This window comes from Myxococcus sp. RHSTA-1-4 (assembly GCF_020037125.1).
GTDB lineage: Bacteria > Myxococcota > Myxococcia > Myxococcales > Myxococcaceae > Myxococcus.
The window spans coordinates 129,675-151,971 of sequence record NZ_JAIQDG010000018.1 but is presented as its reverse complement, the minus strand read 5'-3'; the positions used below and the strand labels follow the sequence as shown (position 1 = coordinate 151,971).

Sequence of the window (22,297 nt, the reverse complement as noted above, 5' to 3'; positions counted from 1 at the left end):
CTCACCATGATTGCCCAGTTCCTCGCCGCTACCCTGGCGCTGGCCACCAGCCAGGCACCCGTCGCGGCTCCCGCCGGGCGCGGAAGTCCGCAAATCTCCCTGCCGTTCCCCTCGGGGAACGTGCAGACCTACAACATCATCCAGTGGGACCCGAACCAGCTCCCGCGCATCTACGAGCGCTCCGACCAGCTCCCCCTCACCGACGAGGAGCTGACGAAGCTGTCGCAGGCCGGCTTCGAGCCCGCGCAGCTCGTGAAGATGATTGAGGAGCGCCGCTGCGCCTGCGACGCCAGCGCGGACGGCCTCATCCGCCTGAAGAAGGCGGGCGTGGACAAGGATGTGCTGGCGGCGGTGTCCCGGCACGGGCTGGCCCCCAACCGGGAGCTGGACCTGCTGGTGACGCTGGACTTCACCGGCGAGAGCCGCACCGCGCGCGAGGCCTTCCTCTACTTCTTCGTGGACGACGGCGACGTCACCCGCGTCTTCTCCGCCAACATCCCGGAGCTGCTGCGGCGCCGCAACAGCCACGAGACGATGGTGGACCGCAGCGACATCATGGTGGCCCGCACCGTGCGCCGCGTGCAGCTCGCGGGCCGGGTGCCGCTGAAGGCGTACGGCCCGCACAAGGTGCTGGTGGCCGCCAGCGGCAGCCCCACGCTCACCCACCCGTCCCAGCTCAACGCGCAGGAGCTGGCGAAGTCGCAGACCTACACCTTCGACTATCCGCGCAGCTCGCTGCAGAGCCTCTGCCGCCTGACGGCCGGTTACCGGCGCGACCCCGTGCTGGCCTACAAGTGGAACTTCGAGGGCAGCCGCTTCGAATGCGAATGGAACTAGGAGTCAACGCACCATGAACCCCCTCCGCCTTCTGCTCTCCGCCTGCCTCGCCGTCACGCTCTCCGCGTGCGTCGGCCCGCGCGCCTATACGCGCGGGACGTACGAGGACCCGAACACCATCGAGATGCTGTCGGACCGTTTCAACGAGAACGACCTGCAGCTCATCGCCAAGAAGATGGCCGCGTCGCTGGCCGAATCGCCGCGCTTCTCGCAGCCCCGGCCGGACGGCTCGCTGCCCATCGTCCTCGTGGGCAAGCTGAAGAACAGCACCTCCGAGCACATCGACATGCGCTCGCTGGGCGACAAGATTCAGACCGCCCTCGCGCAGACGGGCCGCTTCGCCCTGGTGGACCAGGCGGCGCGCCAGGACATCGCCGAGGAGTACGAGTACCAGCAGTCCGGCTACGTGGACCCGAACGCCGCCAAGGGCCCGGGCCAGCAGGTCTCCGTGGACTTCCTGATGACGGGCGACCTCGCCTCCATCATCCAGGAGGTCGGCAATGACAAGCTCGTCTACTACAAGATGACGGCGAAGCTGAGCAACGTGAAGTCCGGCCTCATCGAGTGGACGGACGAGAAGCAGATCCGCAAGAAGTTCGAGAAGCGCGGCGTGAGCTGGTAGCCGTCGCACGGCGCGCGTCCCGCCAAGGTCCACTCCCATGAAGTCTTCCTCCCACCCCATCCCGGCCCGTGTGTCCGGGTGGGGCGGGCTCGTTCTGGCGAGCCTGCTCCTGATGACCGGCTGCGCGACGGACTACGTGGCGCGCACGCGAGACGTGCGGGTGGCGTACCAGTCCGAGGACTACACGCGCGCGCTGGCCGCGCTGGAGTCGGCGACGCGCGCCATGGTGGACCAGGACCGGCTGCTGGTGCTGATGGACAAGGGCATGGTGCTGCACGCCGCCGGCAAGTGGGCGGAGAGCAACGCCGTGCTGGAGGAGGCGGAGCGGCTCGGCGAGCAGCTCGACGGCGTGTCCGTCAGCGAGGAGGCCGGGGCGCTCATCACCAACGAGCGCCAGCGCGCCTACCGCGGTGAGGACTTCGAGAAGCTGATGATTTCCGTCCTCCAGGCGCTCAACTACGCCGAGCTGGGCGAGGCCGAGAGCGCGATGGTGGAGGTCCGCCAGGTCAACGAGCGCCTGGAGAAGATGGTCGCCGACGAGAAGAAGCCGTACCAGCAGCTCGCGATTGCGCGCTACCTGGGTGGCATCATCCGGGAGGACCAGCGCGACTGGGACTCGGCCTACATCGACTACGCGAAGGCCTACGAGCTGGAGCCCGAGCTGGGCGCGCTGGTGGAGCCGCTGCTGCGGCTGGCGAAGCAGGCCGGCCGGGATGATGCCTACGCGGAGCTGGTGGCGAAGTACCCGGGCGTGCCCCACGAGCCGCTGGCGCCGGGCGAGTCCCAGGTCGTCGTGGTGGTGGAGGCGGGCCTGTCGCCGGAGAAGCAGCGGGCCTCGCGTGACGGCGGTGACGGGGGCAACCTGATTGAGGTGCCCGAGTACCGGGACCGGGGCCATGCTCCCCCGGTGCGGGTGTCGCTGGGGGACTCGACGCAGCGGGCGGTGACGGTGACGTCGCTGGCGGACGTGGCCCGGGTGCACCTCAATCACCGCATCGGCGGGATGCTCGCGAAGCAGGTCGGCGGCGCGGTGGCGAAGGCGGGCCTGGCCGCGGGCGTGGGCGCGCTGACGAAGAGCGAGGAGGTGGCCGCGCTCACCTTCATCCTGCTCAACGCGACGAACGCGCCAGACTTGCGCTCCTGGCTTTCCCTGCCCGCTGAGTTCCAGGTGGCGCGCTTCCGGGTGCCCGCGGGCGGCCACACGGTGCGTGTGGATGCGGGAGGGAGGACGACGGAGCACACGGTGGACGTGAAGCCCGGCCGGGTGGGGCTGGTGGTGGTGCGGCGTTACTGAGAGCGGCGGCTGGGCGGATTTGTTGTAGGGTGCGCGCCCCATGTCGCCGGTCCTGGCCGCGGTGGCCCTCTACTCCCTCATCATCGTCCTCGGCTCGCTGGCCGGCGCGGTGGTCGTGGTGTGGACGAAGCGTCCCACGCAACTGGTGCGCTTCCTGGCCTTCGCGGCGGGGGTGATGCTGGGCGCGGCCTTCTTCCACATGCTGCCGGAGGCGTACTCCGGAGGCGGGTGGTGGGCCTTCGCGCTGGTGCCGGCGGGCTTCGTCTTCATCCTGGTGCTGGAGCGCTACCTCGTGGCGCACGCGGGCGAGGACCTGCCCGGGGACCACATGTCCGGCCAGGGTGGGCCCGCGCAGCCCGGACAGGTGCTGGGGCTCACCGCCTTTCTTGGGCTGTCCACGCACACGCTGTTCGACGGGATTGCGCTGGGCTCGGCGGTGGAGGAGGGCGTGGGGGCGATGGCGCTGCTGGCCATCGTCTCGCACAAGGTGCCTTCCGCGCTGTCGCTGGCGTCCATCCTCAAGACGGAGGGCCGCTCCCGGGCCGCCATCCTGTCGCTGTCCACGCTCTACGGGATGATGGTGCCGGCGGGCGCGGCGCTCTACTTCCTCTTCGACGCGGTGCTGAACTTCGAGAGCCTCGCCGCCAAGGCGCTGGCCTTCTCCGCCGGCACGTTCCTCTACATCGCGGTGTCGGACCTGCTGCCGCACGTGCACCGGCACGGCAAGGACCACCCGGGGCGCAACGTGCTGGCGCTCTTCGGTGGGCTGGCGCTGATGTTCCTGCTCGCGCGGTGGATGGGCCACCCGGGGCACTGAGGGGCGGCGGCCGCGCGCGCCACACCCGGCGCGTGCCATGTCCGGGATGCACCCGTGCCGGCGGGCCGCTCCGCAGGGGAGGGGAACCGGAAGCGGCCCACCGGCTCAGGCGGCTGGGGTGAGGCGTGAAGCCCGTGTCATGCCGGCGAGCGCGCGGGTGACCGCGGCCTTGAACGTGGCGAGGTCACCCGTCTTGCCCAGGAAGACGGCGCCCGGTGGCGCCACCACCCCGTCCATGCCGCTGTGGAGGATGACCGGGATGGTGCGCAGCCACGCATCCTCGTGGAGCTCCTGGCAGAGCTCGAGCCCGCTCATCCCCGGCATCGACACATCCGTGATGATGAGGTGCGGGCGCAGGCGCGGCGCCAGGGTGAGCGCCTCCCGCCCATCCGAGGCGGTCGCGACGACATGACCCATGTCCTCCAGGACCCGGGTGTAGAGGTCGAGCAGGGTGGGATCATCATCGACCAGCAGGACGGTATGCATGAGGCTCCTCGAAGCGGGTGGGGCGGCGCCGCCGCCGTTCGTTGGAATGGGGCCTCGAGGCCGGAGATGTGAATGCGCCCGGGGGACCTCCACGGGCGGTGCCTCGCGTCCGCCAGGCTGAGCGGGGGCCGTCCTCCGAAGGGGCAGGGAGGCCCGAGGGCGCCCGGGGGGCCGCCCGCTTCCGCGTGCACGCGGCCCGGCGCACGCATCGGAAACCCACGCGAGCCGCATCCGGCTGGGGGATAGTGCGGGCATGTCGATGCGCGCGAAGGGCGGCTTCGGCCGGTATGCCCGGCGTCATCCGCGGCTCATGGTGGCACTCGCCGTGTTCGGGGTGTTGGTCGCCCTGGCCGTGGTGCGCTCGGTGCGGGGGCCGGAGGTGGAAGGGCTGCGCGTGCGGCGGGAGCCCCTGGTCCACCGCGTGGTGGTGAGTGGCCGCGTGTCACCTCCCGCCGAGGTGACGGTGGCCGCCCGGGTCGCCGGGACGGTGGAGGCGGTGGAGGTGGACGAGGGCCAGCGCGTGGAGCCGGGACAGGTGCTCGCGCGGCTGGACGCGGACACCCTCCGGGCCGAGGTGGCCCGGGCGCTCGCGGCCGTGCGCCAGTCGAGGGCCCGGCTCACGCAGCTTCTGGAGGTGAGTGCCCCGCAGCGGGCCGAGGCGGTGCGGCAGGCCACGGTGGAGCGGGAGCAGGCGGAGCGCGCGCTGGAGCGGGCGCGGACGCTGGCCGAGGCGGGGGCCATCACCCGCGCGCAACTGGACGACGCGCTGGCGGCGGTGGACGTGGCGCGCAGCCGGCAGGCGTCCGCCGAGGCGCAGGCCGCCGCCAGCGGGCGGGGCGGCCCGGAGCAGCGGCTGGCGGAGGCGGCCGTGGCCCAGGCGGAGGCGGAGCTGCGGGCCGCCGAGTCGCGGCTGGCGGATGCATCCCTCACCGCGCAGGTGCCCGCGTTGGTGCTGCGCCGCGACGTGGAGCCGGGGGACTCGGTGCAGGGGGGGCAGGCGCTGCTGCGGCTGGCGCGGGTGGGCGGCACGCAGCTCACGGTGGAGCCCGACGAGCGCAGCCTCGCGTACCTCCGGCCGGGTCAGCCCGCGGTGGCCAGCGCGGATGCCTTCCCGCGTGAGCGCTTCTCCGCCCGGGTGGAGACGGTGGCCCCGTCGGTGGACCCGGACCGGGGCACGGTGGAGGTGAAGCTCGCGGTGCCGGAGCCCCCCGGCTACCTGCGCCCGGGCATGACGGTGTCGGTGGACATCGAGGTGGGCCGCCGCGAGTCCGCGCTGGTGCTTCCCACCGAGGCCGTGCGGGACGCGGCGTCGGAGCGGCCCTGGGTGCTCGTCTTCCAGGACGGGCGCGCGACGCGCAGGGACGTGGTGCCGGGCCTGCGCGGCGAGGGGACGCTGGAGGTGGTGGACGGCCTGTCCGAGGGAGAGCTGGTGCTGTCAGGCAAGGTGGTGCCGGGCCAGCGCGTGCGGGTGCGCGTTCGGGGACAGGAGGGCTGAGCCGCCATGCCCTTCGAGCTCTTCGTCGCGCTGCGCTTCCTTCGCGAGGGCCGCGCGCAGACGGCGCTCATCTTCGCGGGCGTGTCGGTGGGCGTGGCCGTCATCGTCTTCCTGTCCGCGCTCATCGACGGGCTGCAGGCCTCGCTGGTGGAGCGGACGCTGGGCTCCCAGCCCCACATCGTCGTGCGCGCGCCCGAGGAGGCCGCGCGCCCCCTGGCGGACGGGCCCGGCGCGCTGGTGCAGGTGGTGCGCCCCGCGCAGAGGCTGCGCACGGTGGAGGGGTGGCTGCGGGTGCAGGCGGAGCTGGAGCGCACGCCGGGCGTGGTGGCGGTGTCCCCGGTGGTGTCCGGCGCGGGCTTCGCGTCGCGCGGCAACGCGAGCCGCTCGGTGGCGGTGCGCGGCGTGGAGGCGGAGCGCTTCCAGCGCATCATCGACGTGCCCTCGAAGCTGGTGGCCGGCGCGTGGCGGCTGCAAGGAGGCGAGGCCGTCATCGGCCAGGAGCTGGCGGAGGACCTGGGTGTGTCGGTGGGAGACCGGGTGCGGCTGACCACGGCGGAGGGGCGCGCGGACAGCTTCCGCGTGGCGGGCATCTTCGACCTGGGGAACCGGGACGTGAATGAGCGCTGGGTGCTGGTGCCGCTGCGCTCGGCGCAGACGCTGCTGGACGTGGTGGGCGGGGTGACGTCGCTGGAGGCGCGCGTGCAGGACGTGTTCGGCGCGGAGGCGCTGGCGGGTGAACTGCGCGGACGCACGGGCCTGGTGGCGGAGAGCTGGATGGCGCTCAACGCGCAGTTGCTCACGGCGCTGCGCTCGCAGAGCAGCTCGCGGTACATGATTCAGTTCTTCGTCATCGTCGCGGTGGCGCTGGGCATCGCCTCGGTGCTGGTGGTGTCGGTGGTGCAGAAGTCGCGGGAGATTGGCATCCTCAAGGCCATGGGCACGCCCACGCGCAAGCTGATGCGCGTCTTCCTCCTGCAAGGCGCGGTGGTGGGCGGCGTGGGCTCGGTGCTGGGGAGCCTGCTGGGGGTGGTGCTGGCGGGCTTCTTCGAGGGGCTGGCGCGCAACCCGGACGGCTCGCCCACCTTCCCCGTGCAGCTCGACGCGACGCTGTTCCTCACGGCGGCCGGGGTGGCGCTGCTGACCGGCGTGCTGGCGGCGGTGGCCCCGGCGCGTCGCGCGGCGAAACTGGACCCGGCGGTGGTCATCCGCAATGGCTGAGCCCGTTCCCGTCATGCGCCTGGAGGGCGTCACCAAGGACTACGGCGAGGAGGTCGTCACGCGCGTGCTGCATGGCATCGACCTCACGCTGATGCCGGGCGAGTTCGTCGCGCTGGTGGGGCCGTCGGGCTCGGGGAAGAGCACGCTGCTCAACCTGATGGGCCTGCTGGACCGCCCCAGCGGCGGGCGCATCCAGGTGCGCGGGCAGGACACGTCCGAGCTGGATGATGACGGGCTGGCGGCGCTGCGGGCGCGGACGCTGGGCTTCGTGTTCCAGTTCCACCACCTGCTGGGAGCCTTCAGCGCGCTGGAGAACGTGATGATGCCCATGCTGGCGGAGCGGGGACGCCAGGACGCGTCCATGCGCGAGCGGGCGCGGGCGCTGCTCGGCGACGTGGGGCTGGCCGAGCGCGCGGATGCCCACCCCAGCCAGCTCTCCGGAGGGCAGCAGCAGCGGGTGGCCATTGCCCGGGCGCTGGCCATGGACCCGGCGCTGGTGCTGGCGGACGAGCCCACCGGCAACCTGGACACGGGCACGTCCTCCCAGGTGTTCGAGCTGCTGCGCCGCTTCAACCGGGAGCGGCGTACCACCTTCCTCATCGTCACCCACGACTCGCGCCTGGCGGAGCGGTGCGACCGGCTCGTCGAGGTGGTGGACGGGCGCATCCGCACGGACCGCCCGGTGACGCGGCCCTGAGACGGCGGGCCCGGCCGGGCCGCGTCCGCCCGCGCGCCTCCCCCGGTGCGGGCCCCGGGAGCGCCTGCCCGCCCGCCCGGTGACGCATGCACGTGGCGGGGCGCGGGCCCACCCTCCGAAAGAGGCACGCCGCGCACGACTCCGTCGGGCCGGAAGGACAGGAGGAGACCACGCCATGCTCACCGTGGGGGACCTGATGACCCGCGACGTCGTCACGTTGGAGGAGACGGACGGCCTGCTCCAGGGGGACGACCTGCTGAAGCTCCACCACATCCGCCACCTGCCGGTGGTGCGCGAGGGGAAGCTGGTGGGGCTCGTCAGCCACCGGGACCTCATCCGCGCGCTGGCGCGTCACCCGGCCACCCGGCAACCGCCGGTGTCCGTCGCCGACATCATGTCGCGCGGGCTGGAGACGGTGACGCCGGACATGCCGGCGCGCGACGCCATCCACAAGCTCCTGGACCACCGCTTCGGCTGCCTGCCCGTGGTGGACGGCGGCGGGACGCTGGTGGGCATCGTCACCGAGTCCGACTTCCTGCGGCTGGCCGCGCGGCTGCTCGACGCCGCGGCGTCCGGGGAGGAGGACACGGCGGGCGCCGGCGCCTCCGTTTCCTGAGTCCTGAGCCGCCGCGCTTCTTCTTGCTTTCCCCGCCGGGGGCCGGAGGATGCGCGCGCCCTCCATGGAAAAGCGCACCGACTGGTACGAGCACCCCGAGTATTACGAGGCCATCTTCGGCACCGACACGGTGCGGGAGGTGGACTTCCTCCAGACGCTCAGCGAGCGCCACGGCACCGGCGGCAAGCTGTGGCTGGAGCCCGCCTGCGGCGCCGGGCGGCTGGTGGCCGAGGCCGTCGGCCGTGGCATTCAAGTGGTGGGCTACGACATCTCCGAGGCGATGCTCGCCCACGCGCGCAAGCGCCTCACGCCCGCGCAGCGCCGCAAGACGCGGCTGGTCCAGTCGCGCATGGAGTCCTTCACCGAGCCCTCGCTGGAGGGACGCGTGGACCTGGCGCACAACCTGGTCTCCACCTTCCGCTACCTGGACAGCGAGGCGGCGGCGCTCGCGCACCTGGCGGGCACGCGGCGGCTGTTGAAGCCGCGCGGCATCTACGTGCTCGGCTTCCACCTCACGGACTACGCGCGCGAGAAGCCGGAGCATGAGCGCTGGGTGGGCCGCGTGGGCCGGGACACGGTGGTGTGCAACACGCACGAGGGCCTGCCCGAGCGCCGCCAGCGCCGCTCCCCCATGCGCAACCGGCTGCGCGTCACCGGCCCGGGGAAGGACTGGCTCATTGAAACGACCTGGTACTTCCGCACGTACAGTGAAGCCCAGGCCCGGAAGCTGTTCCGCGAGGCCGGCCTGCGCGTGGCCGCCACGTATGACTTCGACTACGACATCGACTCGCCCGTGCCCCGGGGCAGCCTCCGGCTGGACCGCGTCTTCGTCCTTCAGCCAGACGGGGAGTGAGAACAATCCGCACGCACGGCATCTCCACGCCCCCGTGGAACCCGCTTGCGTCCTATCAGGACGCGCCTGCGTCCCATCAGGACGCAGCCGGGAGTGAGCGGGAAGCCCCTTGGGGGCTATCTTCTTGAAATTGTTGAGATAGTGCCGGTTGGCACGGGTCGCGCAAAAGAGCTGCGCGTGGCACGACGGGAAACCGGAGTGTCCGCGGTATCGGAGTTTCCAGAACGCGGAAGGAGGGGCCGCTCCTTCCGCGTTCTTCATCTCCGCTACACTGCCTCCTTCCGACGCGGCCCTGGCGGGTTCAGTCGGATGGCTCCGGACGGAGGCGAGTGGATGCACGAGGAGATGGCGCAGGTGTTGACCGCACTGCGCGGAGCGAAGGATTTCGAGACCGCGGCCGCCGCGACGCTGCGTCGCATGCTGGCCCTGGCCCAGGAGGCGGTTGCGTCCAGTAAGTACGCAGCCCGGGCCCGCGTGCTCCGCGGAATCGTCCACCTGCGCCCGGGGGAGGCCTACCGCCGCCTGGCCGCGCTGGATGTGGGTTCCAGTGAGATTACGGATGCCAGCGTGGGTACGCCCTTCTTCACCTCGGCCACGGCGTGGCGTGCGGTGGTGGAGCACCGGTGCGCGGTGTCCATCGACGTCAACGTGGGCACGGTGCAGCCGCACGCGCCCAACGCGCCGGTGACGGGGGACCCGGGACTGGCGGGCTTCCACAGCAACGAGAGCAAGCAGCGCTTCCTCGGGCGCCATGCCACGCACGTGTGCGTGCTGCCGCTGCGCACGCCGGGAGGCAGCATCGAGGGGATGATTTCCCTGGAGGCGGACTGCCTCGCCGCCATGGGACAGGAGTTCGTCTGGCTGGCGATGGGGGAGCGGCTGCAGCTGCTGGCGGATGTCGCCGCGCCGTACCTGGCGGGGCTGCCGCAGCGGCCGGTGGCCACACCGGAGGTGGACGAGTACCTGCCGGTGGTGGGCCGCTCCATGGCGGAGCTGCTGCCCATCCTCCGCGTCTTCGCGCTCCAGGATGAGACCATCCTCGTCAGCGGCGCCACCGGCGCGGGCAAGTCGCGGCTGGCGCGCTGGTGCCACGAGCGCTCCAACCGGCGGGGCCGGCCCTTCGAGACGCTGGACCTGGTGACGGTGCCCGAGGACCTCCAGATGGCGGAGCTCTTCGGCTGGAAGAAGGGCGCCTTCACGGGCGCGGTGAAGGACGCGCCGGGCAGCGTGGCGCGGGCGGACGGCGGTACGCTGTTCATCGACGAAATCGACAAGCTGTCGCTCAAGGCGCAGGCGGGCCTGCTGCACCTGCTGGAGTCGCGCAGCTACCGGCCCCTGGGCGAGGGCACCGGCGAGCGGCAGGCGGACGTGCGCTTCATCATCGGCACCAACGCGGACCTGCACGCGGAGGTTCGCGCGGGCCGCTTCCGCGAGGACCTCTACTACCGCGTCAACGTGCTGCCGGTGCGCATGCCGGCCCTGCAGGAGCGCTCGGACGAAATCCCGCTGTGGGCCCGGTACATGGTCAACCGCCGTCACCGCGAGCGCTCGCCCGAGGGCAACGCGCGGCTGGCGCCGGAGGCGGAACGGCTGCTGGTGGGTGGAAGCTGGCCGGGCAACCTGCGGCAGCTCGACAACATCGTCCGCCGTGCCTACACGCTGGCCATGGTGGAGCAGCCCGGTGCCACCGGGGAGCTGGTGCTCCAGGAGAAGCACGTGGCCCGGGCGCTGGACTACGAGCAGGTGCCCGGCGGCAAGCCGCTTCCGGAGGCGCTGCGCGCGGCGGCGCAGGCCTTCGTCGCGGAGGCGCGCAAGCGCAACACCCCGCTGGATTTGGACCTGGCGGATGCCTTCCGTGGACTGGTGCTGGGCATGGCCATCCGCCAGGTGGGCCGTGACGAGGGCTTCAAGCTGCTGGGCCGCGAGAGCCTGGTGAAGAACCGCAACCACCACAAGGCGCTCAAGCGCGAGCTGGAGAAGGTGGAGTCGCTCTACAAGGCGCTGGGCGAGGACAGCTCTCCCTTCGCGGACCTGCTCTCGGAGGACGAGGCCGCCTGAGCCTTGGCGCCCGGGGCGATTCCCGTCGCGCCGCGCGCCAGCTCGTCACAGACGAGTGAATGGAGACGGAAGGCCATCCGCGCCTCGTGGATGACCTCCTGGGCCTCGTCCTCGTCCAGCTCCAGTCCGTCGATGCGCGAGTGGAGGCGGACGCGGAAGGCGGCCAGCTCCTTCTCGGTGAGGGCTTCGTAGAAGCGGGTGCCCTGGCCGTCCTCCAGCTCGAAGGCCTCCGCGATGAGCCGGCCCCGCGCCGGTGCCGTGAAGAGGTCCAGCATGCAGCGCGCGTAGGCGTGGGCCACGAGCAGGTGCGGCGCGTCCTCCGCCACCTCCCGGAGGCGCTCCGCGTGCAGCCGGACCTCCCGGCAGGCGAAGGCGTCCGTCCGCGTCTCACCACAGAAGTAGAGGAGGTCCGCCTCCAGCGCGGCGGCGCGGCGCAACTCCGGGAGCATCAGCACCGGTGTCAGGGGCGAGTCCACCACGCGCGGCAGCACGCCCTCGAAGGCCGCGTAGAGGAAGTGGAGCTGGCGCAGCCAGGCGGCGTAGTGCTGGGCCCGGACGAACTGGCCGTAGACGCCGCCCTCCCAGGTGTCGAGGAAGAGCGTCTGGAGGAAGAGGGAGCGCTCGGCCTGCTCTCGCGCCTTCTCCGTCCCTTCCTCCAGCAGCACGGACAGCGTGCGCTCCGTGGCGGGTAGCCGGCGGACGCGGGCGGACTGCTCCGTCCGGGGCAGGCGAAGGGAGCCGGTGGCGCTCATTGCTTCCACCCTCCGGTGGACAGGGCGCCCGGCGCGGAGGGCTCGGCCTCCTCGCCGGTGGCTCGCGCCCTCGGGCCAAGCTGCTGGAGCGCCTCGAGCAGCGTCATGCCGATGGCACGCAGGACGTCCTCCTCCAGGCGGAGCGTCACCGGTCCCATCGCCAGGTGGAAGTGCCCGCAGGTGCACCGGGTCACCTCCGCGCACGGGCCTCGTGCCAGCACCGTCTTGCCGCATCCCTGTCCGCGCATCGCGTCTCCTTGATTTTGATTTTGAATATCGAAATCAACAAGATGATGCCCGAAAGGGGGCCGGAGGGCAAGCCGCCCCTGCATCTCGACCCGGGAAGGGGGGCGTTACCGCTCGTCGCGCCCCAGGGACTGGCGCTGCTCGTCCCTCAGGCCCACGAGCACGCTGGCGCCGCTGTCCGCCACGCGCAATTCGCCGTACCTCGCGCGCTCGTACCGGTCCGCGTGGCCCTCCTGGAAGAAGAAGGACTCCGCGCCCAGGCGCACGCGGTGCTGGCGGACGCGGTAGCGGAGCTTGAACTCACCGGGCGCCAGCGGCGTCTCCGGCGTGTCGAAGCGCACGAAGCGCCCCACGCCCTGTTCATCCAGGCGCAGCACCAGGTATCCGTCGGTCGGCTGGAGGCTCACGTCCTGCCACTGCTGGCGGCTGATTTCGTAGTCCAGCACCATGTAGTCGCCCTGCATCAGCGACCGTGGGTCCCTGGGCGCCAGCTCCAGCAACACCGTGCGGCCGTTGGCCAGCACGTACTCCTTCTGGATGACGAGCCCCGCGGGGACGAGGAGCGCGAGCGCCAGCCCTCCGAAAATAATCGCCGCGCGCATCACCGCACCTCCGCCGCCGCGGCCGGGAAGCGCCGCAGGAGGAACAACCGCAGGCCCAGGAACACCAGCCCGCTGCCCATCAGCGCGAGCGCCTTGGCCAGCAGCGTGAGTCCCAGGTCGTAGTAGTACCAGCCGCCCGCCGCGAGCAGGAACGCCGCCGCCAGCCCCACCAGCACGCTGGCGCGCCGATGGAAGCCCAGCACCATCATCCCCACCGCCGCGATGACGGCCGGCGTGTGCAGCGTCATCAGCGCCGTCAGCACCAGCGCGGCGAACACCGCCGCTCCCGCCACGCCGGAGGCCTCCAGCTCCAGCTCCTTCATCACCCGCCACGCGGTGTACAGCGTCACCGCCGTCAGCCCCAGGGTGAGCAACCCATCCGGCGCGCCCGCGCCATGGGAGGGCAGTCCTCCGAACAGGGTGAAGAAGCTGAGCGAGAGCAGCGAGCCGAGCACCCCGCAGGCCAGCGCGTAGGCGGACGGGCCCACCACGTCGCCCCAGCGTCCGCGCCTCAGCCGGGCGCCTTCCAGGAAGAGCCCGTGGACGAGCACGGCACAGGCCAGCAGCCCGAGCTGGAGTCCCAGCTCGCCCATCACCCTCCACATCAGGAACACCGCGGCCGCGGCCATGCTGGCCGCCATCAGGAAGCGCAGGATGGCATCCGGGAAGAGCGCCAGCAGCACCGCGCCCAGCACGAGCTGGAGGAAGGCCGGCGCCAGCTCGCTGTCGAGCGCCACGCCGAAGCCCGCCGACACCATGGCGGAGCCCGCGAGGCACAGCGCCAGCGTGAGCTGCTCCAGGAAGATGCCCTGCGCCGTGCGCCGCAGCAGCGTGGTGCCTCCGCAGAGGACGAGCCCGAGGACGCCCACCACGGCCTCCTCCTTCCACAACCCCACGCAGGCGAGGAAGCTGAGGAAGAACGCGGCGGCCACCCACGCGCCGAAGCCGGCGAGCGCCTTCACGAACCAGGGCGTGGCCACGTGGGTGCGCTGGTGCACCTCCATGGCGGAGCGGGCCCGGGCCTCGGCGTCCGGGGCCACCTGGCCCTCCGCCTGGAGTCCGGCCAACACCTCTTTCAGCGAGGGACGGCGCGCCATCTCAGGCCTCCTCCGTGGTGCCCGTGGCCCGGGCCTCGTTGCGCAGCCACCACACCGCGAGCGCCACCTCGCCAATGACGACGAAGGGCAGGACGAAGAGGCTGAACTCCTCCAGGTCGGCGTCCAGGATGAGGAAGCGGCCCACCCCGGTGGTGACGAGCGTCATGACACACAGCACGCCCAGGGACAGCAGGAACAGCTCGCCTCGCAGGTGGCGGTGCAGCGCGTAGTCCGCCGCCAGCGAGCCCAGCACCAGCAGCAGCGCCACCGCGGCGCCCCGGCCCGCCTCGGACGGCACGAGGATGAAGGCCTCCGCCGCCACGAGCAGCGGGGCCACCGTCATGATGGCCATGGCCCGCGCCACCCACCGTCCCTGGAGCCACGGCACGCCCGCGTTCGCGAAGTGCTCGTACGTGGCCCACGCGAAGCCGTTGAGCAGGCCCAGCCCCACCGCGAGCCAGGCGGCGGTGTCCTCGTCTCCGCCGATGACCTGGGACCAGAAGAGGACGACGCCCGTGTCGACGAGCACGAGCAGGAACAGCCACAGCGGCGCGAAGCGTGACAGCGCCACCCACGGCAGGATGAGCGCGGCCCACCCGACGAACAGCTCGTACGGGTCGGCGCCCGTCTGGTACGCCTGCCCGTACACGGCCAGCAGCGCTCCCACGAGCACCGCCGAGGCCAGCAGGGACAACTGGCCGGCGAGCCCCTCGCCCAGCCGCCATGCGGCCACGGCGGTGCCGGTGATGGCCACCGCGATGAGGCCCAGCTTCCCGAAGCGGTGCATGGCCGCCCAGTTGTAGGCGAAGAAGTAGATGACGCCGGAGAGCACCAGCAGCGTGCCCAGCGCCATCAGCGTGGTGGACAGGAAGCGCCGCCACTCGGGCCGGGACGGCGTGGCCGTGGACAGGTGCAGCGCGCGCTCCAGCGCCGCGGGTTGCAGGACTCCGGCCTCCGCGAGCGCGCGCAGGCGCTCGGGAGTCGCGGGCAGGTCGAGAAGGTCTTTCAGCACCCGCGCAGTGTAGCCGCACCGGCGGCGCGAGGCTCCAGGAGACCCCTCCGTGCTTCAATCTTCGGGGTGGGGGACCTCGGTGGCGGACGGACCGGGCTCGCGAGAGGCCGTGTTAGGTTCCCGCCCACGGCGCCGCCGGGCGCCGGTTCAGGGGGAATTCTCGAGATGGCGAACATGAAGTGCCTGAAGTGCGGCCGTGTCCTCGACGTGACGGGGCTCGCGCCGGGCTCCAACATCACCTGCGCGTGCGGCAACGTGGCGTCCGTTCCCGCGGGGACGAGCAGGAAGACCCTCTTCGCCATCCTGGCGGTGTCCGGCGTGGTGCTGCTCTGTCCGTGCGTGGGCATCCTGTCCGCCATCGCCATCCCCAACTTCATCCGGTTCCAGTCCCGCGCGAAGCAGGCGGAGTGCAAGATGAACCTGAAGGCCTGGTACACGGCCCAGCAGGCGCATCAGGCCGGTGCCAACGCCTTCGAGCCGGACGTGTCGAAGGTGGGCTTCATGCTCGAGCGCGGCAACCGCTACGCATACTTCGCCGGCGAGGGACCGATGGAGTCCCGCGCGGAGGCGCAGGCCACGGGGACGGAGGGCGCGGTGTCGGTGGGCGTGGACACCTTCCGCTTCGCCGCCATGCGGCCCCTCTCCATCGCGGACCTTCCCCGGGAGGTGGCCGGCCAGCTCGGCGTGTCCGGCGAGTGCCCCGACTGCGCCATCACCCTGGCGTGCGCGGGGAACATCGACAACGACGAGACGCTGGACGTCTGGGTGGTCTCCTCCGGGGAGCTGGGCCTCCGGGACGTGAACGGAGCGCCCGTGGTGCCGGGCGTGCCCGCGAACATCGTGAACGACGTCACCGACTGAGGCCGGCGTCCTGTCCTTCCAGACACTTACGGCGGGGAAAATTCCCCTGGAATGATTCTTCGAGACGGCGGCGGCCTCGGTCCCTCCATGGGGCTGGAACGATTCGACAGGCCCCCGGACCGTCATGACTCCAGAATCCGTCCATCGCGCCGCCCCGCCCGTGACGGGCAACCGGGGCGGGCGCACGCCCTTCGTGCTGCTCGGGCTCGGCGCCGCCGTCCTGCTCGCCGGAGTGGCGCTGCTCGTCCGTGGCTCCGGAGGTGGGGAAGGCCCCGTCACGGAAGCAGCCCCCGAGGTCCACGCGCGAGGTTCCTCGGGGCAGGGCGGTTCCGGCGGCCACTCCGGACAGGGTGGGCAGCAGGCCGTGGAGCCGCCTCCGCGCTTCGACGCCACCGTCTGCTGGCAGGACATCGAGCGCTTCAACGACGAGGTGACGATTGGCAACTTCCGCCAGTGGGCCGCGCCCCTGCTGGCGTCGAGGGACCCGCTCGTCAGGGACTACCTGCGCGAGCGCCTCACGGAGCTCATCGGCAACGACGCGGCCCGCGCGGTGGAGGTGCTGGGCTGGGCCCGCGACGCCGGGCCCCGGGAGTTCAACGTCATCATGACGGCCCTGCGGGCCTCGGAGGCCGTGCACCAGCCCCAGGTCGCCGCGCGGCTGCTGGAGCAGGGCCTGGACGCCGGCCTCGACGGACCGCGGCGCGCGGGCATCCTCTCCGCCCTGGACACGCAGAAGCGGCTCGGCCCGGAGGCGCTCGGCCGGCTCGCGGACTTCGCGAAGGACCCGGCCTCCGGTGAGGCGGGCTGGGCCGCCACCCGCACCATTGCCCGGGTGATGAAGCGCGACTTCAACGAGAAGGGGAACCTCGCGCCGTACATGGACAAGCTGCTCACCATCGGCACCGAGTCGCCCGACGAGCAGATCCGCTACCTCGCGCTGTCCATGCCCATGCACGCCACGCCCGTGCTGGATGAGGAGGCCAGCGCCCGGTACGCGAAGATTCTCACCAGCGAGGGCAGCCCGGACGGCCGCGAGGCCGCGGCGCACAACCTGTCCGTGTCCGGCGGGGACAAGGCGAAGACGCTGGAGCTGTTCGCCCAGTCCTTCGTGAGCGAGCAGGAGGTGTGCGTGCGGTGGGCCCTCTTCCGCTTCGCCGCGCGGGTGGCCGGCCGGGATGCGCTTCCCGTCATGGCGAACATGGCCGTCATCGACCCGCGCTTCCAGCCGCTCCACCAGGTCTTCGAGCGTATCTACGCGAGTGGCACCCTCGACTTCGTGCGGGTGTGGAACAGCCTGCCCGACCAGGACCCCTTCGGCTGCCTCGACCGCCACCACTGAGCACGGGAGCCCCTCTCATGACACGCTCTTCCTTCGCCGCGCGCGCGCTCGGCCTGCTCTCGCTCACGCTGTGCCCCATCCTCCCGTCGCCGGCCCTGGCCTCGCCGGACCCGGCCCCCGCGCTCCGGGCGGAGACCTGCTCCGTCGAGGGGCTGATGGACAGCATCCGCCGGGGACTTGGCTCGAAGTCGGAGGCCTACAAGAAGTACCTGCGCACGCTGCTGCGCGAGTCCGCCGTCACGCTGCCCGACGCGGAGCTGCGCGCGGCCTTCGAGCGTGAGACGGACCCGGTCATGCTCGAGCACCTCGCCGCCGCGCTGGTGGCACGTACCGAGCGCGAGGCGGACTCCGACGCCCTGGGCGTGGTGGCGAAGCGCATCCTGGAGGAGCGCGACCCGGCCCTCCGCGTCGCCTCCCTTCGCGCCCTGCGGCGCACCAGCGCCATCGAGAACACCGGCGACCTGTACGAGCGCCTCGTTCGGGACGCCTCGCCCGAGGTGCGCCAGGAGGCCGCGACGAACCTCATCGAGGACAACCTCCACGTCTACTCGGGCCACCACGGTCCGGCCGCGGACCTGGCGGTGTCGGCGGCGGCCGCGTCCTCGGACCCGAAGGTGGCTTCGAGGATTCTCGACAGCATCTCGACGGAGCACATCAGCGCGGAGTCGGCGGACCGCATCAAGTCGCTGCTGCGCAGTGATGACGCCGCGGTTCGCGCGGCGGCGGCCAACGCCCTGGGCGGCGTGCCCGCGGAGCAGATGGCGGGCGCGCGAGAGACGCTGCTCGCCATGTACCGCGACGAGCGGGACTCCGGAGTGCGGAAGATGCTCCTCCAGAGCATCGCCCAGCTCGGCTTCGCCGCCGCCATTCCCGACCTCCAGCGGCTGCGTGGAATGGACCCCGCGCTGACGCCGGAGGTGGACGCGTGGATTCGGGCTCTCGGCATGGGCCTTCAGGAGTGGAGCCTGCTCCTGAGGGAGAAGCAGCGGTTGCAGCAGGCTCCTTGAAGAGCAGTCCACTCGGGGGCCGGTCCTCCGGCCCGAAAGGAATGACGATGCGGAGCATCATGAAGACAGGGCTGGCCGCGCTGGCCCTCATCCCCGTGGCGGTGACGGCGCACGAGGTTCGCGGCACGCACACCGGCACGGTGACGGCGCTCACCACCTATCCCAGCAGCGGCAACTTCCACGGCGCGGTGGACATCGGCGCGGGCGGCCAGTGCAACTACTGGGGCGCCGAGACGGGCGTGGTGGGCTCCGTCTACTGGAACGTCACCATCCGCACCACGGGCATCGTCTGCTACGGCAGCGGGAGCGGCAACCAGAACGAGGCGAAGCACGTCTGGCAGAGCGGCTGGACGTTCCGCCAGTGGCACTTCATCAAGACGGGCAACTCGTACGACCGCACGTGTGACCGCTGCCAGGTGGGCAACATCGGCGGCACCGGCAACGCGAGCGGCCCGCACTCGCACCTCCAGCAGGACAAGCTCGGCACCAACGACACCTCCTGGTACCAGGGCTACACCACCCAGGGTGAGAGCGTGAGCCGCTCGGAGACCCTCGGCTACCTCGACTAGCCGATGCGGGCCGAGCCAAGGCCCGCTCCCACCCGGAGGCGAAGTCTCCCCGCTCGTCTCCTCGCCGCTGGGGTCGCAGGTGCGCAGTCATCCGCATCTCCCCCGGGTGGAGCAGGCAGGGCCCGGTCCTTTCAGCGGCCGGGAAGCGAGGCCCCCGACTCGCTTCCCGGCCGGTCTGGGATGGGCTCTCATCGGCCCACCTCATGACGCCTTCGCTCAAGCCCCTCTTCCTCCTCGCGGACAGCTCGCCCCTGTTCTGGCGTGGCGGAGACAGGCCGTTCCTGGACTGCCTTCACACGCTGACGCGCGCCGACCCGGGTGTCCCGCCCATTCGCGCGGCGTACCTGGGGGCCTCCAACGGCGACGTGCCCGAGTTCTACGAGCTGTTCACCGGCGCCATGTCCCTCGCGGGCATCTCCCAGTGCCGGATGATTCCCTCGGCGCCCACGGACGAGGACCGTGCGTGGCTCTCACGCGCGCACGTCATCCTGCTGGCGGGAGGAGACCCGCTGCTGGGCTGGGAGACCTTTCGTGGCAACGGTGTGGAGTCCCTCCTCCGCGAGCGCCACCGCGACGGCGCCGTCCTCATGGGCATCTCCGCGGGCGCGATGCAGCTGGGCACACGGGCCTGGAGCGACCCCGCTCCCCGGGAGATGACGCTGTTCCCGGTCCTCGGGCTGGCTCCCTTCATCGTCGGAGTTCACGAGCAGCCGGACTGGACGGAGCTGAAGCGGGCCATGCGGGCCGCGGGCGCGGGGGCTCGCGGAATCGGCATTCCCCTGGGAGGTTGTGCCCTGGTGCACCCGGACGGGACGCTGGAGCCGCTGCGCCACGCGCTCGTGGAGTTTCGCTACGAGGCGGGCACGCTGCGTGAGGGACGCATCGAGCCCCGGCCGGGTCAGTCGCTGGTGACGAGGTAGGGCTCGGGCAGGGGGCGCTCCTCGCAGTCGAGCGCGGTGCCGTCCTCCCACGCGAGCATCAGCAGGTCCGCGGGCCCGTCGAGCGCGATGATGGGGTGGTGCCAGAGGCCCGGGCGGTAGTTCACGCCCTGGCCCGGGCCGCAGACGAAGGCGCGGAGCTGGGACAGGTCCGGCTCGCCGCGCGCGTCCTCCGGGCACACGACGACGAGGAAGCGCTTGCACGCGAGCGCCACGAACATCTGCGTCGAGCAGGGGTGGCGCTCGAGCAGCCGCACCTGGAAGGGCAGCGTCTTCGCCACCGAGCGGAACACGGCGAGGTTGGGCTGAGCGCCGGGCCGGCTGCCGGCGAGCCGGGCCACGCGGTCGAAGCGGGTGGCGGTGCCCTGGTTGGCGCTGGAGCCGCCGGACAGTTCCAGGCCGATGACGTCACCGAAGGGGGCGAAGGCCTCACGCGTGAGGGGCTGGGCGCGGATGGGCTGTCGCGGCTGTGACATGGGCCGCATCTTGCCTCAACCCGGGAAGCTGCTCGAAGCCGCTCTGGTAGCATGCGGGCGGACAAGGACACGGTGATGGGCTCCGTCAGACACGACCTCCAGAATCGACGCCTGCTGCTCCTGTTGTCCTCCCTTCTCCTGCTGGGCGCTCGGAATCCCATGCACTCCACCTCCGTCATTCCTCCTCCCAAGGTCCTCGCGGCGCAGTGGTCGGACGTCCACTCGAAGGAGTTGCCGCTGCCGCCGCTGGTGCGGCATGGCGACGTGGAGAAGCACCTGAAGGCCCTGCGGGAGCGGGCCCCGGACCTGTTCCTGCTGGAGGTGGTGGGGCACTCGGTGGAGGGGCGGGCGCTGTACCACGTGTCACTGGGCACGGGCGCACGGCACGTCCTGCTCTGGTCTCAGATGCACGGCGACGAGCCCACCGCCACCACGGCCCTGCTGGACTTCCTCGAGTACGTCCGGACGCACCGTCAGGAGCCGTGGGTGGCGCGGCTGCTGGGCGAGCTGACGCTCCATGCCGTGCCCTTGCTGAATCCCGACGGCGCCGAGCGCTTCCAGCGCCGCAACGCGCAGGGCATCGACATCAACCGGGATGCGCTGGCGCTCCAGACTCCGGAGGCGCGGGCGCTGAAGGCGCTGCGGGACAGGCTCCAGCCCTTCATCGGCTTCAACCTCCACAACCAGGGCTGGCGGCACGCGGTGGGGCGGACGGGGCGGCCGGCGTCCATCTCGGTGCTGGCGGCGGCGTTCGACGAGAGGCGGAGCGACAACCCGGGCCGGCTGCTGGCGAAGAAGGTATGCGGGGTGATTCGAGACGCGGTGGAGTCGCTCGCGCCGGGGCAGGTGGGCCGCTACGACGACTCGTTCGAGGTGCGCGCCTTCGGCGACAACATGACGCGCTGGGGGACGCCCTCGGTGCTCATCGAGACGGGGGCGTGGCCCTCGCGGACGCCGGACGAGCCGCTGGTCCGGCTCAACTTCGTCGCGCTGGCCACGGCGCTGGACGCGCTCGCCACCGGGAGGGCCGAGCAGGCGGATGTCGCGCGCTACGAGACCATTCCGGAGAACAACAGCTCGGGGCTCGTCCACCTCCTGCTCAAGGACGTGGGCCTGTTCGGCGCGGGAGGAAGGCCCTTCACCGCGGACGTGGGCATCGCCGTGACGCGCGAGGTGCGCCGCCAGGGCACCCAGCTCATCCTCGACCACGTGGGGAAGGTGGAGGAACTGGGCGACCTGCGCGTCCTGGGAGCCATCGAGACGGTGGAAGGCGCGGGGCTGTTCGCCGTGCCGCTGGCGGGGCGGACCGTGAAGGAGGGGGACACCGTCCGCCTGGACAAGCCTGGGGCGCAGCCCGTGGAGCCGGGGCAGCTCGCGGAGCTGATGCTCCTGAAGCCACTGGAGCAGGCATCCAGCTACCGCGTGGAGCACGTCATCCGTTTTGACTGGTGAGTGGGCCTGGGCTTCTGGACCGGGTCGCGCACTGTGTCCATGAGAGAGTGTCATTGCGCGCCTACGTGAACGTAGGACAGGGAACCCATGTCTCAGGCCGTGCCGCTTTCGCTCCGCATCGTGATGCTTGTCGCCGGCACGCTGCTGGCCGCGTGCAGCAGTTCGACCGCGATGGGGCCCGGGCCCCGGAGGGCTTATGCACAGTCAATGGATTCCGCGACGAGCGCGTGTCTGCGCAACCCTGCCTGCTACACCCAGGTGGGGGACGATGCGGTGCTACCCTGGCTGTCACGCGCCGCCTCCGCTGCGCGCACCGTGGCCGCCACGCTGCGGCTGCTGGAGGCCGCGGAGATACAGCGCGTCGAGTTCATCCTGGTGGAGTGCGCGAAGCTGGCGAACTTCGAGGTCAACGAACGGGTGTTCGGCGAGGGGAAGCGGCCCACCCGGGAGCAGTGCGAGAAGGTGGTGCGGAGAGACTCCAAGGACAAACCCGTGACGTGGGCCATGGACCTGGGGACCGCGAAGCACGCGGTGGCCCTGAAGTGCGCGGAGAAAAGACTGAAGGAAATGATACCGGGCAACTTCAGTGTGGAGCCGCGTTACTTTCGTGACCCGAGAACGGGGCGATTGCGCTTGCTGGACCCCGAGGACGTCAAGCTCTGGCTCCAGGAGGGGCTGTTTCACCTGCTGCTCGGCACGCTGGTGCCGGACGTCGTGCTGCATGCCTCGGGAGACCCGCTCAAGGTGCAGACGGCCTATGATTTCGAGTTTCCATGTGCGAGCTCGAAGGAGCCCGAATGGGAGCGTTACCCTCAAGATCATCCCCATCAGGGGAGAACCCAGGGAGACGTCTACCATGAGGATCTGCAGATGGCAGTAGAACCAGCTCGTGTTTCACCAGGTTATGGGATTTCGCGATGAGCCATGGGTACCCTCGGATACGTGTGCCACTC

Annotated in this window: 24 protein-coding genes; 17 read left to right on the top strand and 7 right to left on the bottom strand. The window is 71.4% G+C overall.

What is annotated here, in order from left to right; translation table 11 throughout:
- Positions 1–6: 6 nt before the first annotated feature.
- The 4 genes from K8638_RS24350 to K8638_RS24335 are packed head-to-tail and all read left to right on the top strand — an operon-like array spanning position 7 to position 3,570.
- Positions 7–837 carry a hypothetical protein gene (locus tag K8638_RS24350; protein ID WP_223756998.1) on the top strand — a complete coding sequence of 277 codons (831 nt, stop codon included), beginning with the start codon at positions 7–9 and terminating at the stop codon, positions 835–837.
- 13 nt (positions 838–850) lie between these two features.
- Positions 851–1,459 (top strand): penicillin-binding protein activator LpoB, encoded by a 609-nt coding sequence (gene lpoB / locus K8638_RS24345; protein WP_223756997.1) that lies wholly within the window; start codon positions 851–853, stop codon positions 1,457–1,459.
- A gap of 37 nt (positions 1,460–1,496) precedes the next feature.
- Complete coding sequence (locus K8638_RS24340) at positions 1,497–2,753, top strand: COG3014 family protein (RefSeq protein WP_223756996.1); 1,257 nt, start codon at positions 1,497–1,499, stop codon at positions 2,751–2,753.
- Positions 2,754–2,793: 40 nt separating this feature from the next.
- A complete protein-coding gene (locus K8638_RS24335; RefSeq protein WP_223756995.1) occupies positions 2,794–3,570 on the top strand; it encodes a ZIP family metal transporter in 777 nt (258 codons plus the stop codon).
- 105 nt (positions 3,571–3,675) lie between these two features.
- Here K8638_RS24335 and K8638_RS24330 read toward each other — a convergent pair whose 3' ends face one another.
- The gene (locus K8638_RS24330; RefSeq protein ID WP_223756994.1) at positions 3,676–4,056 is read right to left on the bottom strand and encodes a PleD family two-component system response regulator; all 381 of its coding nucleotides are present in this window, start codon (positions 4,054–4,056) and stop codon (positions 3,676–3,678) included.
- A gap of 253 nt (positions 4,057–4,309) precedes the next feature.
- Here K8638_RS24330 and K8638_RS24325 point away from each other — a divergent pair, with 253 nt between their 5' ends.
- From K8638_RS24325 to K8638_RS24300, 6 genes are all read left to right on the top strand, one after another.
- A complete protein-coding gene (locus K8638_RS24325; protein ID WP_223756993.1) occupies positions 4,310–5,551 on the top strand; it encodes an efflux RND transporter periplasmic adaptor subunit in 1,242 nt (413 codons plus the stop codon).
- A gap of 6 nt (positions 5,552–5,557) precedes the next feature.
- On the top strand, positions 5,558–6,769 hold the full coding sequence (locus tag K8638_RS24320; RefSeq protein ID WP_223756992.1) for an FtsX-like permease family protein: 1,212 nt from the start codon (positions 5,558–5,560) through the stop codon (positions 6,767–6,769).
- Positions 6,762–7,466, top strand: a complete 705-nt coding sequence (locus K8638_RS24315) for an ABC transporter ATP-binding protein (protein ID WP_223756991.1) — start codon at positions 6,762–6,764, stop codon at positions 7,464–7,466. The genes K8638_RS24320 and K8638_RS24315 overlap by 8 nt, the downstream gene beginning before the upstream one ends.
- A 175-nt stretch (positions 7,467–7,641) precedes the next feature.
- Positions 7,642–8,082: a CBS domain-containing protein gene (locus K8638_RS24310; protein WP_223756990.1), complete on the top strand. Its 441-nt coding sequence runs from the start codon at positions 7,642–7,644 to the stop codon at positions 8,080–8,082.
- A gap of 64 nt (positions 8,083–8,146) precedes the next feature.
- Positions 8,147–8,935: a bifunctional 2-polyprenyl-6-hydroxyphenol methylase/3-demethylubiquinol 3-O-methyltransferase UbiG gene (locus K8638_RS24305; protein WP_223756989.1), complete on the top strand. Its 789-nt coding sequence runs from the start codon at positions 8,147–8,149 to the stop codon at positions 8,933–8,935.
- Between the two features lie 333 nt (positions 8,936–9,268).
- The gene (locus tag K8638_RS24300; RefSeq protein ID WP_223756988.1) at positions 9,269–10,993 is read left to right on the top strand and encodes a sigma-54 dependent transcriptional regulator; all 1,725 of its coding nucleotides are present in this window, start codon (positions 9,269–9,271) and stop codon (positions 10,991–10,993) included.
- On the opposite strand, the gene K8638_RS24295 is transcribed toward K8638_RS24300, so the two are convergent.
- The 5 genes from K8638_RS24295 to K8638_RS24275 all read right to left on the bottom strand — a co-directional run bounded on the left by K8638_RS24295 (position 10,927) and on the right by K8638_RS24275 (position 14,702).
- Positions 10,927–11,745, bottom strand: a complete 819-nt coding sequence (locus K8638_RS24295; protein ID WP_223756987.1) for a heme oxygenase (biliverdin-producing) — start codon at positions 11,743–11,745, stop codon at positions 10,927–10,929. The genes K8638_RS24300 and K8638_RS24295 overlap by 67 nt on opposite strands.
- Complete coding sequence (locus K8638_RS24290; protein WP_223756986.1) at positions 11,742–11,993, bottom strand: hypothetical protein; 252 nt, start codon at positions 11,991–11,993, stop codon at positions 11,742–11,744. Before K8638_RS24290 ends, K8638_RS24295 begins: the two co-directional genes overlap by 4 nt.
- A 105-nt stretch (positions 11,994–12,098) precedes the next feature.
- Positions 12,099–12,593, bottom strand: a complete 495-nt coding sequence (locus K8638_RS24285) for a GDYXXLXY domain-containing protein (RefSeq protein WP_225937532.1) — start codon at positions 12,591–12,593, stop codon at positions 12,099–12,101.
- Entirely contained in the window at positions 12,593–13,690 is a 1,098-nt protein-coding gene (locus K8638_RS24280) for a DUF4401 domain-containing protein (RefSeq protein ID WP_223756984.1), read from the bottom strand. The genes K8638_RS24285 and K8638_RS24280 overlap by 1 nt, the downstream gene beginning before the upstream one ends.
- Before the next feature lies 1 nt (position 13,691).
- Positions 13,692–14,702, bottom strand: a complete 1,011-nt coding sequence (locus K8638_RS24275; RefSeq protein WP_223756983.1) for a DUF2157 domain-containing protein — start codon at positions 14,700–14,702, stop codon at positions 13,692–13,694.
- 174 nt (positions 14,703–14,876) lie between these two features.
- On the opposite strand from K8638_RS24275, the gene K8638_RS24270 reads away from it, so the two are divergent.
- The 5 genes from K8638_RS24270 (at position 14,877) to K8638_RS24250 (ending at position 19,398) form a co-directional block, all read left to right on the top strand.
- On the top strand, positions 14,877–15,563 hold the full coding sequence (locus K8638_RS24270; RefSeq protein WP_223756982.1) for a fimbrial protein: 687 nt from the start codon (positions 14,877–14,879) through the stop codon (positions 15,561–15,563).
- Between the two features lie 124 nt (positions 15,564–15,687).
- Positions 15,688–16,902, top strand: coding sequence for a hypothetical protein (locus K8638_RS24265; protein ID WP_223756981.1), 1,215 nt, complete (start codon positions 15,688–15,690; stop codon positions 16,900–16,902).
- Between the two features lie 17 nt (positions 16,903–16,919).
- Positions 16,920–17,909, top strand: a complete 990-nt coding sequence (locus tag K8638_RS24260; protein ID WP_223756980.1) for a HEAT repeat domain-containing protein — start codon at positions 16,920–16,922, stop codon at positions 17,907–17,909.
- A 47-nt stretch (positions 17,910–17,956) separates the two neighbouring features.
- Positions 17,957–18,478, top strand: coding sequence for a hypothetical protein (locus tag K8638_RS24255; RefSeq protein WP_223756979.1), 522 nt, complete (start codon positions 17,957–17,959; stop codon positions 18,476–18,478).
- A gap of 203 nt (positions 18,479–18,681) precedes the next feature.
- Positions 18,682–19,398 carry a Type 1 glutamine amidotransferase-like domain-containing protein gene (locus tag K8638_RS24250; RefSeq protein ID WP_223756978.1) on the top strand — a complete coding sequence of 239 codons (717 nt, stop codon included), beginning with the start codon at positions 18,682–18,684 and terminating at the stop codon, positions 19,396–19,398.
- Here the strand turns inward: K8638_RS24250 and K8638_RS24245 are convergent.
- Positions 19,377–19,892: an ureidoglycolate lyase gene (locus K8638_RS24245; protein ID WP_223756977.1), complete on the bottom strand. Its 516-nt coding sequence runs from the start codon at positions 19,890–19,892 to the stop codon at positions 19,377–19,379. The genes K8638_RS24250 and K8638_RS24245 overlap by 22 nt on opposite strands.
- A 51-nt stretch (positions 19,893–19,943) precedes the next feature.
- On the opposite strand from K8638_RS24245, the gene K8638_RS24240 reads away from it, so the two are divergent.
- Positions 19,944–21,344, top strand: a complete 1,401-nt coding sequence (locus K8638_RS24240) for a M14 metallopeptidase family protein (RefSeq protein ID WP_223756976.1) — start codon at positions 19,944–19,946, stop codon at positions 21,342–21,344.
- Between the two features lie 87 nt (positions 21,345–21,431).
- Positions 21,432–22,265 carry a hypothetical protein gene (locus tag K8638_RS24235; RefSeq protein ID WP_223756975.1) on the top strand — a complete coding sequence of 278 codons (834 nt, stop codon included), beginning with the start codon at positions 21,432–21,434 and terminating at the stop codon, positions 22,263–22,265.
- The last annotated feature ends 32 nt before the right edge of the window (positions 22,266–22,297 follow it).

Bases quoted from the DNA above. Each gene is read 5' to 3' on its own strand.
- K8638_RS24350 (WP_223756998.1), top strand. From the start codon at position 7: ATGATTGCCCAGTTCCTCGCCGCTACCCTGGCGCTGGCCACCAGCCAG.
- lpoB (WP_223756997.1), top strand. From the start codon at position 851: ATGAACCCCCTCCGCCTTCTGCTCTCCGCCTGCCTCGCCGTCACGCTC.
- K8638_RS24340 (WP_223756996.1), top strand. From the start codon at position 1,497: ATGAAGTCTTCCTCCCACCCCATCCCGGCCCGTGTGTCCGGGTGGGGC.
- K8638_RS24335 (WP_223756995.1), top strand. From the start codon at position 2,794: ATGTCGCCGGTCCTGGCCGCGGTGGCCCTCTACTCCCTCATCATCGTC.
- K8638_RS24330 (WP_223756994.1), bottom strand. From the start codon at position 4,056: ATGCATACCGTCCTGCTGGTCGATGATGATCCCACCCTGCTCGACCTC.
- K8638_RS24325 (WP_223756993.1), top strand. From the start codon at position 4,310: ATGTCGATGCGCGCGAAGGGCGGCTTCGGCCGGTATGCCCGGCGTCAT.
- K8638_RS24320 (WP_223756992.1), top strand. From the start codon at position 5,558: ATGCCCTTCGAGCTCTTCGTCGCGCTGCGCTTCCTTCGCGAGGGCCGC.
- K8638_RS24315 (WP_223756991.1), top strand. From the start codon at position 6,762: ATGGCTGAGCCCGTTCCCGTCATGCGCCTGGAGGGCGTCACCAAGGAC.
- K8638_RS24310 (WP_223756990.1), top strand. From the start codon at position 7,642: ATGCTCACCGTGGGGGACCTGATGACCCGCGACGTCGTCACGTTGGAG.
- K8638_RS24305 (WP_223756989.1), top strand. From the start codon at position 8,147: ATGGAAAAGCGCACCGACTGGTACGAGCACCCCGAGTATTACGAGGCC.
- K8638_RS24300 (WP_223756988.1), top strand. From the start codon at position 9,269: ATGCACGAGGAGATGGCGCAGGTGTTGACCGCACTGCGCGGAGCGAAG.
- K8638_RS24295 (WP_223756987.1), bottom strand. From the start codon at position 11,745: ATGAGCGCCACCGGCTCCCTTCGCCTGCCCCGGACGGAGCAGTCCGCC.
- K8638_RS24290 (WP_223756986.1), bottom strand. From the start codon at position 11,993: ATGCGCGGACAGGGATGCGGCAAGACGGTGCTGGCACGAGGCCCGTGC.
- K8638_RS24285 (WP_225937532.1), bottom strand. From the start codon at position 12,593: ATGCGCGCGGCGATTATTTTCGGAGGGCTGGCGCTCGCGCTCCTCGTC.
- K8638_RS24280 (WP_223756984.1), bottom strand. From the start codon at position 13,690: ATGGCGCGCCGTCCCTCGCTGAAAGAGGTGTTGGCCGGACTCCAGGCG.
- K8638_RS24270 (WP_223756982.1), top strand. From the start codon at position 14,877: ATGAAGTGCCTGAAGTGCGGCCGTGTCCTCGACGTGACGGGGCTCGCG.
- K8638_RS24265 (WP_223756981.1), top strand. From the start codon at position 15,688: ATGACTCCAGAATCCGTCCATCGCGCCGCCCCGCCCGTGACGGGCAAC.
- K8638_RS24260 (WP_223756980.1), top strand. From the start codon at position 16,920: ATGACACGCTCTTCCTTCGCCGCGCGCGCGCTCGGCCTGCTCTCGCTC.
- K8638_RS24255 (WP_223756979.1), top strand. From the start codon at position 17,957: ATGCGGAGCATCATGAAGACAGGGCTGGCCGCGCTGGCCCTCATCCCC.
- K8638_RS24250 (WP_223756978.1), top strand. From the start codon at position 18,682: ATGACGCCTTCGCTCAAGCCCCTCTTCCTCCTCGCGGACAGCTCGCCC.
- K8638_RS24245 (WP_223756977.1), bottom strand. From the start codon at position 19,892: ATGTCACAGCCGCGACAGCCCATCCGCGCCCAGCCCCTCACGCGTGAG.
- K8638_RS24240 (WP_223756976.1), top strand. From the start codon at position 19,944: ATGCGGGCGGACAAGGACACGGTGATGGGCTCCGTCAGACACGACCTC.
- K8638_RS24235 (WP_223756975.1), top strand. From the start codon at position 21,432: ATGTCTCAGGCCGTGCCGCTTTCGCTCCGCATCGTGATGCTTGTCGCC.